Genomic DNA, 12,250 nt, shown 5'->3' on the forward strand with positions numbered 1-12,250 from the left:
ACGCCTTTACTTACCCAGGAGATTTACCATGATCCAGACTCAAGCCACCCGCACCGCTCGCCAGGAACTGACCGAAAACATCATTCTGGCCAAGGCCCGCAAGGATCTCTCCTTCGCCGAGATCGTCGACGGCACCGGCCTGTCCGAAGCCTTCGTCACTGCAGCCCTGCTTGGCCAGCACCCGCTGCCTGAAAGCGCCGCCAAAGTAGTAGGCGCAAAGCTCGACCTCAATGCTGATCAAGTCGCTCTGCTGCAATCGATGCCAATTCGCGGCAGCTTCTTCGACGGCGTGCCGAGCGACCCGACCATCTACCGCTTCTACGAGATGATTTCGGTCTACGGCACCACCCTCAAAGCACTGGTTCACGAGAAGTTCGGTGACGGCATCATCAGTGCGATTAACTTCAAGCTGGATATCAAAAAGGTCGAAGATCCGGACGGTGGCCACCGTGCTGTGATCACCCTGGACGGCAAGTACCTGCCTACCAAGCCTTTCTGATGCCACTCAGCCCGGCGTCAGAACTGCGCCGGGCTTACCCCCAACCCTCTACTCCGACCGAGCGCCGTATGAGTGCGCTGGTCTTCTTACGCCCCCAATACAGGTGATTGCTATGAAGCTGTTACTCGTTTTGTTCCTCGGCTGCCTTGGTTCTGTCGCTATGGCAGATGACCAGGTTACTCAGACTGCGCAGATTACGGTGGAGCCTTATCGCTACGAGCAGCACCTCGATATCGCGCACGTTGTGGCTGTTACCCCGGTAGCTAATGTCTGCGATGTGGTGCCAATGCAGCTGACTTACGACGATTCCAAAGGCGACCGTCACATCATGGAGTACCGCGTTATAGGGAATGGTTGTTCCAACAACTAACCCACGACCCAACGACTACGGGCCCATCGCCAAGGAACTTGAATCATGAAATTGTCACGCACACTCACCGCCGGCCTTCTTGCCATTGCCGTTAACAGTGCATTCGCTGCGGGTGGCCCTGGTGTCGAAACCACCACCCAGGCGTTCCTTCAAGCCCTCGAAGCAGGCGGTGGTAAGCCGCTGGAAACCCTCTCGCCGAAAAACGCCCGCGCCGTGTTGAGCGGTGCCCAGGCCAGCGTGAAGGTAGATCTCGCGGGTATACAGGTCGAACGCCGGAGCATCGAGGTAGAGGGCAGCTCCTTGGATATTCGTGTGATACGCCCAGAAGGGGCCAATGGCGACTTGCCTGTGTTCATGTTCTTCCATGGCGGGGGTTGGGTGCTTGGTGATTATCCCACTCATGAACGCCTGATCCACGACCTGGTAGTAGGGTCTGGTGCGGCGGCGGTTTATGTCGACTACACGCCGTCGCCAGAAGCTAAGTTCCCCACAGCGATCAATCAAGCTTACGGCGCCACACGCTGGGTTGCCGAACACGGGAAGCAGATTGATGTTGATGGAAGCCGTCTCGCGGTTGTGGGAAATAGCGTCGGCGGGAACATGGCCGCTGTGGTTGCGATCAAGGCTAAAGAGGCCGGCACCCCCAAACTGCGTTTCCAGGCGCTATTGTGGCCGGTGACGGATGCAGACTTCAGCAACGACTCTTACAACCGCTTCGCCAATGGTTACTTCCTTACTCGCGGCATGATGAAATGGTTCTGGGACAACTACACCACCGATCCTAAGCAGCGTAGCGACATCCACGCTTCACCACTCCGAGCAAGCCTGGAGCAGCTGAAAGGCCTGCCTCCAGCTCTAGTACAGACTGCCGAAATGGACGTACTTCGTGATGAAGGTGAAGCCTACGCCCGCAAACTCAATGCGGCAGGTGTGCCGGTTACTGCCGTCCGCTTCAACGGTATGATCCACGACTACGGCCTACTCAATGTACTCGCCGAAGTTCCCAGTGTCCGTGATGCGATGACTCAAGCCGCTCTGGCGATCAAGCAGCATCTGCAGTAGTCCAATCTAATCACGGTAAGGGCGGCAAAGTCGTATACGAAAGGCTGTAGTTCAAGGAGAAAGATATGAGGCCCACTGACGCGATACGAGGGAAAGAAGCGGACATCCGGCGCCTGATCGAGACCTATGGCTTCATTGAGCCCAAACTCTTCGGCTCCGCCGCTCGAGGCGATGACCACGATGGGAGTGACCTCGATCTGCTCACCACCATCCCTCCAGAAATGGCTGGCAAGATTTTCCTTGTTCGACATCGCCGAGCTTGAAGACGAGCTTCAGGCTTTGGTGGGCGTATCAGTTGACTTCCACGTCCACAACAAGATGCCTGGACACCTCAGGAAATTCATCGAGCTGGAGATGGTTACCCTCTAGCTGTGAACATGCTTGCGATGATCCTGGCGTCGAGCAGGGCATGGTGAGGCAGTTCTTCCCCATCGTTCGTCGCGGTCAGGGTCGTGGCATCAGTAGGGAAGTTTTTGACGTTCTTGGGCCATTCCCCACCGACATAAGCGAGCTCGCAGAACAGTTCCCAGTCGTAGGCAGGTGCGTCAGTGACAATCTCGAGCTCTTCGTCGTAGGTTGCCAGGAACCGCAGGAGCGCCGCTCTGGCCTTGATGATTGGCATGGCATACTCACCACCCGACAACTGCGGCAGTACGATCTCTTTCACGAAATCACTGCAGTCCTCTTCTCGCCACGCGTCGCTCACTTCCACGTAGAATTCCTGGCGATCCTCGGCGACCAACGCGAGGGAGATCAGCTTTGCCTGCGCGGTGAGCTGAGTGAACTCACAATCGAGAAAGAGCCTCATCTGTTGGAACCTCTGCAATGACTAGGGCCCGCCTGAAGTTGTCCCTGGAAGGCTGTCTGTGGGAAATCGCCTTGGCGTATTTCGGCCCTGAAAAGCTGTTGGAAACGATTGTAGATCTGTGGGAGGGTGCGAGCCCTCCCACAAGGCCGACCGTCGAGCACCTGTCGACCGACACGCTACCTACAGATGTCGTGAATATACTGAAAATTGCCCAGGTGCGAGTCGGGGCCCTCGTTCCAGGTCGCGTGCCTGTACCAAGTGTTGTCACGTTGTACGCACGGCGTGCCAGTGACCTCGCCGATGAGATCCTGGCAAAACTGCCGAGAGGCGAGCTCACCCGTACCTTGTGGGGATCGCAGTTAGAAGTCGAAGTTGGCCTGTGACGTCCACCTGCGGCAGGGAGAAGTGATGTGACGATTGATCATCGACTGCGGAGCCTGGAGATCGCGAGGCGCAGAGCGCTGTGGGCACTTGCCAATCTACAGCCTGGAGACGCTCGCGCTGAAAAGGTGCTGGCTGAACTCGACGAGGTTGACCAGGGCCTGCCGGACATCGAGAGTGGTGATCAGCTCTCCGCCCAGAAGCTCGTCGATCTCGTCACCACGAAGCTCCACAACGGCGTTCAGCTGGTTGTCGAGGAGAGTATCCCTGAGCCGTGGCTGCAGCGCTTCCAAGCGGCAAGTGTTGGCTCTACCCGCCTGGCAGAGGGGCCCTATCTGCGCGATTTTGAGAAGTTCGTGGCCGTGTGGCACCAGGAGCTTGAGCACTTGAAAGCCCATCGGGCCCACAGATCCAGCACGAGGTCGCAGTGAAAAGAACGATCCTGGGTATGACAGAAGCCGGCGAGCCGCTCTTGCAGCAGGCTCTTCAAGCCATCCGAGCCCATCAGCAGGCGGTGGATGAAGGGCGACCAGCAGAGGAGATCGAAAGGCTACGTCTCGAGGCTGATCACCTGTATCAAACCGTCATCGACTATCAGTTGCACAAGGCCGGCACGCTCGGGCAGTCAGTCCATTGATGGATCGCAATGGTCTTTGCGTTTGTTGGCAAATTTGCAAGCGGAGCGCGCCGGCCCGAAGGGCCAGAGGCCCGAGGATGGAAGCCCGTAGGGCAAAAACCGGGCGGAGCCGGGGTTTGGTGCACGACAGCTGTCCTCGGAGGGGCGAGCCAGCAAATTTGCGGATTCAGGAAATCCCTGGAGCCTTCGCCACGCCTGACTTACAGCGCCTAAGCCTCCCATTTTCTTCGGATTTCTTTGCGGATTTCATTAGGCCACCAACCGCGCACGCGTCACGGCGCTTCAGGCGGCTCAAGCTTGCAGACCGGCTTTCCATGCCTAGTGATCACGAATGAATGGCCTTCCTGCAGGAGCCTCATGAGTCGCCTGAAGCGCCTTCTCGCCTGCGTTAAGCTGATCACCTGCATCTCGACGTCTTCCTGTTCATGCGCCAGTTCAGCGACGTCTTGTTCTCGAATGGTCGCTCACGTAGTGCGATCTCACATTCACCGGCCCGTTACGCGTGTATCGCACGTGACCGCTCCGATAATGGCCGCTGATATGTTGAAGCGACAACCATTCAGGGAGGAATGACATCGCTTGGGTGTGGCACCGATACACCTTGGGCATGTGCTGTTGCAGGTACACCGCAAGCGAGTCTACTTTCACCTCGAAATTGTAGCCACACCAGTAGGCCTCGATAAGATCCCTGTCCCGGTGAAGGTAGTAGCGCTACAGCCAATCAGAATTCGGCGTCTCGTACCGGGGTTTTGCCAAATCTGGTGCCTCATACAGCCATGCATCAAACCCCTCTGCAGGGCCTCCCCAATGATAACCAGGAAGGTCGAATTTTTGAGAAAAGACTAGGCGCTCACCACGGAAAATTATTCAAATTTTGAAGATGCTCTAAGTCATCCCTTCTTATTAAATGGTTCGAATTCTTTAGTGCTGTTGGTGAGCTGATGAGATGTTGATGTTTTTTTGGCAATGAAATATCAAGATTTTGAAGTCTGGCAATATAGTGGGAAAAGATATTTGACTTATTGACAATATGATCGTTTTTCGGTGCATCGCAAGCTTTGACAAGCGACTTTTTTTCGTAGTAGCTTGTGAAAAAAAGGGGCGTTATGAAGAATTTTTTACTAGCACGATGTGTTGTTGCGGGTGTCAATTGCTTTGCTATTGAGACAAAGGTTGGTCGAGTTAAAGTAAATGGCGTAGAGCAAACAAATCGCACTATGATCTCTGGTGGGTTGGCTGAGTTAACGGTAAAGACATATATCTCGGCGCTTGCTAAGTATTTGGATTTTGTAGTTGAGTACATTTCATGTCTTTTGCTTTTTGGCAGTAGTAGTGCTGGTGTTGATTTTGAGTATATTTTGGATAAATTCTTCGAGTCTTTGAGTGTTGGAGGATATTCGGAGGATCAGGTTTTGGCGGAGACATGCCGCCGGTTAAATAAAAGGCCAGTGAAGCGTAGAACTATAAATGTCTATAGGTCAGCGCTGCTTATGGTGTTTCAGGTGGCTGATAAGTATGAGGATGCTGAAGTATCCCTGTTTGGGCTGGATTCTGGGTTCGAGCCTTTTAAGTTTACAAGGCGGGTGAAGCTTAAGGGCTACGAAATCAGTAGGCTTGAAAGTGAGTCTTTTCTAGCAGGTTGCATACGTGGAAGTGTCTCAAGCAGGTTGGTAAATCAGCTTCCTAAGTATTATCGAGGGAGTGCTAAACACTTTGTTGGAGAACTCAGGCTCAAGCGAGAAGACGTACTAAGAGCGATCCCATTGATTAAAAATCTTAGAGATCGTTGTGTCATAACTTTGCTGGCTGCAGGTGGTATGAGAATTTCAGAATGCTTGCAGCTGCTTCAACGTGATATTGATACAAAAAAACTCAAAGTTTTCTTACGGGATCCACGCGACCGCCTGGCTGTCTACTACGAAATGGGTCTCTCAGTTACACAAGTAAACTCTTTGAGATGGAAGGGTAGGTCAAGACCGGAAGTGTTTATGGTTGAACCATTTGCAACCATGTTTTGGCGCTACTATGCAGAATATCTCGTTTCTAAAGACTACCCGATATTTGATGCCAATGGTTTGTGGATTGCTCATGAGTTTGTATTCTGTTTGCAAAAGGGGCGAACGAAAGGGCTGCCGCTCTGTTTCGGTGATGAGGGGCTCATCAGGAAGTCCTTCAAAAGGCTATTCGAGAAGGTAGGGGTAGAGTGCGTGGCCCCACACGATCTTAGACACTGCTACGTATCATTTGTTGCGAATGAACTTGAAACTCCACAGGGTAAAGGGGAAGGGGTCGAAAAGACGTCGAAAATTGTTGGGCATGTAAATCCAGCAAGCACAGCCGTATATGATCACTTTAATCAGGATGAACTTACCGGACGTGCTGAAGAGGCTTATAGGAATATCGGGTATCACCCGGAGATGTTGAGCGAATGATCAATTTGACTAATGCTCCTGCATGGCTTGATAGTTATAATTACTCGGTGGAGATTGCTTGTGCGATAAGTGAGGCTTCGGAGTACCTTGTTCGTCGCTATCCTCCATCGAGAACGCTGACTTTCGAAAGTATAACTTCCACGCACGGCGGCGATGCAACGGAATTGTTCTTTTTGAAGCTCTTTAAGTATGCCCCTGGGTGTAATAATCGTCAATTTGACGAGAGTTGGATCGTTAATGCTTTCGAATTTGTCGTGGCGGCCAAGCAGGATTTGTCATCTGTTGATCTATCAGGCTTGTTTGATGTATCTCGAGAGCATTACAGGCGTTCAGCTTATACTGCTGTTCGGAAAGGTATTTGGCTAACCCTAGTGCTGCTGTATGGGAAGGGTTGTATTTCTTTGCCCGCAAGTTTTAAAGCTCTTTCTGTGATTGATGAATCCCTGCCCGGGGCTCAGCGAACAGATTTTGCATTTGAGTGCTATCCCGAGCTTATGAATTTCGTAGTTTCGGGCCGCTATAAGCTGTGTGAAAGTGAGTATTGGGCAGGTGTTGACTCCAAAGTTCGAGAGCGGGTAGCACAGTATGGAACAAGGCTTTTTTGGGTTCTTGGTGCTACAAAGCCAGAGCAGATTAATCTGGATGATGTAATCAAAGTTCATCTTCATTATATTGGGTCTAATGATAAGCTTGCTGCAGAGATTCCGACTCGTACTATAATGGGCTTTGTATGTCATCGTTTTGGAAGTCGGGTTGGATTTACTTATGAAGAATTCTGTAGAGAACTTGATGGTAAGATTTTAGGGGCTAGGAAGAATTCTCAAGGGCTTTCAGATGTAAGCGGTGAGCTGTCTTCGTTAGATGAACTGTATGCAGAAATGCAGGCACTGGTGAAGCGGGATTATGCACCGTCAAGGCTAGGTAATTTTACCCCGAATGATTTTGGTGTTGAGGGTGTAACAGCCTCTTTCGAATACTGGATGGTAAGTCAGAGAAGATTTATCGAGCGAAGAAATTATGAGCGTGAATTCGGAAATGTGGGTGGAATAAGTGCATTTAACATGTATATGTTTGAGTTTTTGCCAAGGTGGTATGCATCGTTTGAATACGAGGCCGGTTATTCATATCCTTCGTCACCTGCAAAATTGTCGAGCATCTTCATTGCCCCGGCTGAGGCGGTAAATGGAGCTCCACCATCATTTTTGACTTTTTTAGATAGGCTTTTTAAACAGCCTGTGGTCAGCGCAGATACTGTCCACCTCCAACAGTTGTCTTATTATTTCAATTGGGTGGAAAGGAAGTATCAAGAGCATGAAGGGTATACAGGGTTTCGAAACCCTATTACAGCACTTGATAAGCGTAAAGTCGCACCGTCTAGTGAGAGCAACGCTCGGCCCTTCACTCGCTGGCAGTATTCCATGGCTTTGAATTATCTTGGCTGTATATTTTGTGCTATCAAGCTGATAAATCAAGCTATTCTTGATGGGGACTTGATGTTATCGGATATTCAGTCATTCGAGCAAGTAGCACTTGCCCTTGGCTGGAATCCTAAGTTTTATTGTGGTGGGAGAGAATATACGGTATCCAGAATTCCCCGGGTCTTTTTGGAGAGATGGACAATTCCTGGAGACGGAGCGGTCTTGACCGTCATCTCTACTCACTACTTGGTGCATATTCTGACTGCGGTCGATAGTGGTTTGCGCCATCAAAGTGTCCGGTGGCTGTGCATTAATTTTGACCGTTATTTGGGCGAAGATTATGCTGATAATTCGGCCCATAAGATTTACGTGTCTACTGATAAAGTTTCGCAGAGCCCAATTGAGAGCCATGTTAGTACCCTAACTATCGAGGCGTTGAGGTTTCACAGGGATTTACGTGATTTGATTGATTTGCCTGTTTTTAAGCAGGAGATCTACTATAGGGGGAACGAGGAAACAAGAAAAGGAAAATTTATCCCGCTTTTTTCAAGGAATGTTGCTACTGGTCACCCTTTTAACGAAGTCTCATATGGTGAGGCGTATGTAAAATTTCTGATTGAGTTTCAGGTTTTTTTGAATGATTTTGGCGCGGACTGTAAATTGTTTGAGCTGAAGCCTGACGGGTACCACTACGGTGATAAAATAGAAGGAGATATTAGGGTTTCTACGCATTACGGTGTGTTGTATTGCCCGATTAGGCCTGTTACTGATATGACGCCGCACCATACCAGGTCAAGTACGGTAAGGGCTTGGAGGCGGTTTATGTCTGCTGAAGATGTTGGTAGATATAAAACTGGGCATAAGTCAGTTGCAGTAGTTAATTATTACGATAAAGTCTTGGAAGAAGACAGGGTTGAGTTGTCACAAAGGTTGAATAGAGATATTGACAACGTATGGGCCGGGGAGTCGATTAATGCGAGCTCGCCTATGTCAAACTTTAGAAAGTCAATACAGTTAAATCCTGCTAAAGCGATGGTGGATTTCGGATGTATAACATCTGCGCCAGTAAGTGGGAGTGAGGAAGTCGATGGTGTTGCTTTGATAACACGACAGCACCATTCCGGATTAGCTCATTTCTCTACACATATCTGTACAAGAAATGGTGTTTGCACTGAGGAGATGAAGCTAGAGGGTCTCGAGGATAGGTGTGGTATGTGTATTTATGCCGTAAAAGGTGTTGATAATCTACCCGCTATCGATGTGAAAATTAATTGCTTGACAGTTGAGGTCAGGGATCTTCATGACTATGCTGATTCTCTGTGTGAGAAAAATCAATATGAGTTGGCCAAGGTAGATGAGCGCCTGGAGGTTGTAGTTGCAGAATTGCTTGGCTGGATATGGTCTCGAGATCATCTGGTGGTTACAGCCAAGAATATGAAGGATTACGATGACAAGTTCTTTTCATTTAGGCCTGAAATTTTAGAGAGGAGTATGCGTCAGTTTAATTGTGATGAACGCTCTGTCGAGTACGTGCTTTCTCGGCTGTACCTTGATAGCCAGTTTCCATACTTGATTTCTGATGTTGTTAGGGCCAAATATCGGGCCCTGCAAGTTGCTCTAATGGGGAATCAATCTGGTGTGTTTGATATTTTTAATCGTGCAGTAGATTCGACTTCGGAATTTGTTGGGCAGATAAAGTCAATGCTCGATTTTCAAGGCATGAAAGTATCGGAGTTGGCTCGAGAATTAGAAGCTAAGCTTCAATGCTCGCAAGGGTATATTAATACCATTGGCACAGTATTGGTTGAGGATGAAGAGTGACTAATTTTAGGCAGAAGCCGTTGGGTATATGGCAAGAGGCTAAAGTTAGCCAGAAACAGAAAAGGATCAACGATATTTTACTTCAGATGAAGAAGTATCGTTATAAGCCCGGGCGTGTTACGGAGCTAGCTAGGGTTGTCGCGGATAGGCTTAATGAGTCTACTGCTGTTGGAGAATCGGCGGTGGCTGAGAAAATTTGTAGCTCAAGCTTGTTGAGAACTCGGGGGCCATATAGGAGGTATTTGGACGCATTTATGTTTGAGTATGGCGGCGCAACTGTAAAGGGTGGTTGCTCATACGGTGATGCGGTAGAAAAGCGTTACATTGCGTCTCTTGAGTTGCAGTTGGAGAACTCAAAGTTGCTGCAAGGTAGACTCCAAGAGGAAGTTTCCAGGTTGAAATCTAGGCAAACTCCTAATAATGAATATAGTCGAGATCAACTTGCCAGCGAGGCTGCGGTTAAGGTTGCGCAAATGGGGAAGGCTTGCACTGTTATTTTTGATCTTTTGCTGAGTACGGGTTATGTCAAGTATGATGAGTCTACAGGTGACTTGTTAGCAGTGGGGCGCTCGAGGAAAGTGGTTGTTTGTGCTAGGGATATTGCAGCTTACTTGAATTGGAGATTTAAGCTGAGTGGTAAGTCTATTGAGTAAATGCGGTGCGGTAATATTGTGATTTTTAGTGTGAGGGATGACGTGAAAACTGGGTGATTTCGTGACTTTTTGTGGGTTGCTATAGTTTGGCTTGATGTATTTTATGTCGTTTTTCGTTTAAAGTCTTGCGGGTTGTCTTTGATATTCAAGTATTTGTTTTTGCTTCCTGGTCTCATGCTTGCGTATGTTTGAATTGATTAACTGTATTTAAATAAAGGTAGTGTCATGGGTAAGTTATTCCTTTTAACTACGGGAATCACTAGGAGATACCTAAGCCGCATCATTCTACTCACATGACTACATCTCACCAGCACTGGAGTCCAGGCTGCTGATTCGCGAGATACCACTGCGAACGGCTCGTTTTCCATCACTCTGATGAAGCCCCATGTAGGCCTATTGAGGGGTTCCCCGTGCATTGGCAGAACTTGTGAACATTTTCCGCTAGCTTTATGCAGTAGCTGCACAAAGTAGCCACTCGGTTTTACGGGGGTTCCAGCCAACGACGATGGATTTTTGGCCCGATAAAGGTTCAATTCCTGCCTGGGACGCCATTTCCTGTTTCCCCACATGCCCGCCATCCATCATTGCAACGCGCGATGGTGTTGTTCGTCTGCCTTGCTACCGGCCAGGCGCTGACGCATCACGAAGTACCCCACCACCACCAGTACCACTGTCAGCACTGTGAACCAGAACTGGAAGCGTGACGCCGGTTCGAATGCCTGGGTGCCGATCACCGCCAGCAAGGCGAACAACGCGACGATGTTGGCATACGGGAACAGCCAGGCCCGGAAGGCCGCCGGGTCGATCGCTTCATGGCGGGTTTTCCAGCGCATGGCCATGTGGGCGATGATGATGAAGATCCATACGACCATCACCAGGCTGCCGGTGCTCTTGGCCAAGGTCATGAACAGGTCGCCGCCGCTGACGAAGTGCACGGTCAGGATCATCGTGCAGATCGACAGGCTAAGCAGCAATGCATTGATCGGCACACCTTTGGCGCTCGTGCGCGAGAACAGCTTGGGTGCGTGCCCGCGCTGGCTCAGGGAGAACAGCATGCGCGAGTTGGAGAACATGAACGAATTCATCACCGACATGAACGAGACGAACAGCACCAGTTTCATGGCCACCGCAGCACCACCGAACCCGGCCAGGCTGAACAGCGAAACGTAGGGCGAGGCCAGGTTGGCCTTGTCGGTCCACGGCAGGCAAAGGATCAGGATCGACACCGAGCCTACATAGAACAGCATCACCCGCAGGATCACGCTCTTGATTGCGCGAATCACGTTCTGTCGCGGGTTTTCCGACTCACCTGCAGCCACGGCGGCAATTTCGCTGCCGCCCAGCGAGAAGATCACCACGATCACGCCAGCCATCACCGGTGACAGGCCGTTGGGCATGAAGCCGTCATGGGCGGTGAGGTTGACCAGCCCGGGGGAGGGGATGTTGCTGTGCAGGCCAAGCAGGATCGAAATGCCCAGTAGCATGAAAATGAGAATGGTGGCGACCTTCATCGCGGCCAGCCAGTATTCCACTTCGGCAAAGGAGCGTACCGAGTAGGCGTTGCTGGCCATCAACGTCACCAGCATCAGGAAAGCGCCTGCCCAGATCGGCAACCAAGGTAGAAAGTCATGCAGGATCGCGCCCAACAGCACTGCTTCGAGGGTGATGGTCATCATCGACTTGAACCAGTACAGCCAGCCGACAGCAAAACCGGCCCAGTCACCGAGGTAGGTGTTGGCGTAGGTCGAGAACGAACCGGCATCCGGGTTGCGGCAGGCCATTTCGCCGAGCATGAACATGACCAGGGTGACCACCAACCCCCCGATGAAGTACGACAGGATGGCCGCAGGGCCCGCCGATGCGATTAACGCGCCAGACCCCATGAACAGCCCGGCACCGATTACCCCGCCCAGGGCAATCATGGTGATGTGCCGCTGCTTCAGGCTTTGTTTCAAACTGTTGGATTGCATTTCCTTGTCCTCTCTTATTATTGGGGGCCGACAACGTTCCCCTACGCAGGCACTGTCGTGCGCCTGCGTCCACGCGTGGCAAATAGCTACCAGGCTGCCACCATGGACAATAAGGCCAAGGACCTCAAACGAATTCTATGCACAACATCCTGCTGATTTTTCCTAAGGACAGTTGCGCTTCATGTCGCACGGCGGACAC

Annotated in this window: 13 protein-coding genes; 10 read left to right on the forward strand and 3 right to left on the reverse strand. The window is 50.7% G+C overall.

Going from position 1 to position 12,250, the window contains the following annotated elements; translation table 11 throughout:
• Positions 1 to 28: 28 nt before the first annotated feature.
• From cynS to FHW75_RS14545, 4 genes are all read left to right on the forward strand, one after another.
• Positions 29 to 499, forward strand: coding sequence for a cyanase (gene cynS, locus FHW75_RS14530; RefSeq protein ID WP_183673966.1), 471 nt, complete (start codon positions 29 to 31; stop codon positions 497 to 499).
• 112 nt (positions 500 to 611) lie between these two features.
• A complete protein-coding gene (locus FHW75_RS14535; protein WP_183673968.1) occupies positions 612 to 869 on the forward strand; it encodes a DUF2790 domain-containing protein in 258 nt (85 codons plus the stop codon).
• A 45-nt stretch (positions 870 to 914) separates the two neighbouring features.
• Positions 915 to 1,931 carry an alpha/beta hydrolase gene (locus FHW75_RS14540; protein WP_183673971.1) on the forward strand — a complete coding sequence of 339 codons (1,017 nt, stop codon included), beginning with the start codon at positions 915 to 917 and terminating at the stop codon, positions 1,929 to 1,931.
• A 65-nt stretch (positions 1,932 to 1,996) separates the two neighbouring features.
• A complete protein-coding gene (locus FHW75_RS14545; RefSeq protein ID WP_260308780.1) occupies positions 1,997 to 2,194 on the forward strand; it encodes a nucleotidyltransferase family protein in 198 nt (65 codons plus the stop codon).
• Between the two features lie 95 nt (positions 2,195 to 2,289).
• Here FHW75_RS14545 and FHW75_RS14550 read toward each other — a convergent pair whose 3' ends face one another.
• Positions 2,290 to 2,739, reverse strand: coding sequence for a 3'-5' exoribonuclease (locus FHW75_RS14550; RefSeq protein WP_183673973.1), 450 nt, complete (start codon positions 2,737 to 2,739; stop codon positions 2,290 to 2,292).
• A gap of 17 nt (positions 2,740 to 2,756) precedes the next feature.
• Here FHW75_RS14550 and FHW75_RS14555 point away from each other — a divergent pair, with 17 nt between their 5' ends.
• From FHW75_RS14555 to FHW75_RS14565, 3 genes are read left to right on the forward strand one after another with little or no spacing between them, the layout of a single operon-like run.
• Positions 2,757 to 3,122 carry a hypothetical protein gene (locus FHW75_RS14555; protein WP_183673974.1) on the forward strand — a complete coding sequence of 122 codons (366 nt, stop codon included), beginning with the start codon at positions 2,757 to 2,759 and terminating at the stop codon, positions 3,120 to 3,122.
• A 27-nt stretch (positions 3,123 to 3,149) separates the two neighbouring features.
• Positions 3,150 to 3,551, forward strand: coding sequence for a hypothetical protein (locus FHW75_RS14560; protein ID WP_183673976.1), 402 nt, complete (start codon positions 3,150 to 3,152; stop codon positions 3,549 to 3,551).
• Positions 3,548 to 3,757, forward strand: a complete 210-nt coding sequence (locus FHW75_RS14565; protein ID WP_009681400.1) for a hypothetical protein — start codon at positions 3,548 to 3,550, stop codon at positions 3,755 to 3,757. The genes FHW75_RS14560 and FHW75_RS14565 overlap by 4 nt, the downstream gene beginning before the upstream one ends.
• Before the next feature lie 272 nt (positions 3,758 to 4,029).
• Here the strand turns inward: FHW75_RS14565 and FHW75_RS14570 are convergent, their stop codons facing one another.
• Positions 4,030 to 4,164: a type II toxin-antitoxin system prevent-host-death family antitoxin gene (locus FHW75_RS14570; protein ID WP_183673978.1), complete on the reverse strand. Its 135-nt coding sequence runs from the start codon at positions 4,162 to 4,164 to the stop codon at positions 4,030 to 4,032.
• A gap of 699 nt (positions 4,165 to 4,863) precedes the next feature.
• On the opposite strand from FHW75_RS14570, the gene FHW75_RS14575 reads away from it, so the two are divergent.
• The 3 genes from FHW75_RS14575 to FHW75_RS14585 are packed head-to-tail and all read left to right on the forward strand — an operon-like array spanning position 4,864 to position 10,081.
• Complete coding sequence (locus FHW75_RS14575; protein WP_183673980.1) at positions 4,864 to 6,189, forward strand: site-specific integrase; 1,326 nt, start codon at positions 4,864 to 4,866, stop codon at positions 6,187 to 6,189.
• Entirely contained in the window at positions 6,186 to 9,428 is a 3,243-nt protein-coding gene (locus FHW75_RS14580; protein ID WP_183673982.1) for a hypothetical protein, read from the forward strand. The genes FHW75_RS14575 and FHW75_RS14580 overlap by 4 nt, the downstream gene beginning before the upstream one ends.
• Positions 9,425 to 10,081 carry a hypothetical protein gene (locus FHW75_RS14585; RefSeq protein WP_183673984.1) on the forward strand — a complete coding sequence of 219 codons (657 nt, stop codon included), beginning with the start codon at positions 9,425 to 9,427 and terminating at the stop codon, positions 10,079 to 10,081. The genes FHW75_RS14580 and FHW75_RS14585 overlap by 4 nt, the downstream gene beginning before the upstream one ends.
• Positions 10,082 to 10,662: 581 nt before the next feature.
• On the opposite strand, the gene FHW75_RS14590 is transcribed toward FHW75_RS14585, so the two are convergent.
• Positions 10,663 to 12,051 (reverse strand): amino acid permease, encoded by a 1,389-nt coding sequence (locus FHW75_RS14590; RefSeq protein WP_025753865.1) that lies wholly within the window; start codon positions 12,049 to 12,051, stop codon positions 10,663 to 10,665.
• Positions 12,052 to 12,250: the final 199 nt, after the last annotated feature.

The organism is Pseudomonas sp. OG7 (assembly GCF_014192825.1).
In the GTDB taxonomy this organism is placed as follows: Bacteria; Pseudomonadota; Gammaproteobacteria; order Pseudomonadales; family Pseudomonadaceae; genus Aquipseudomonas; species Aquipseudomonas monteilii.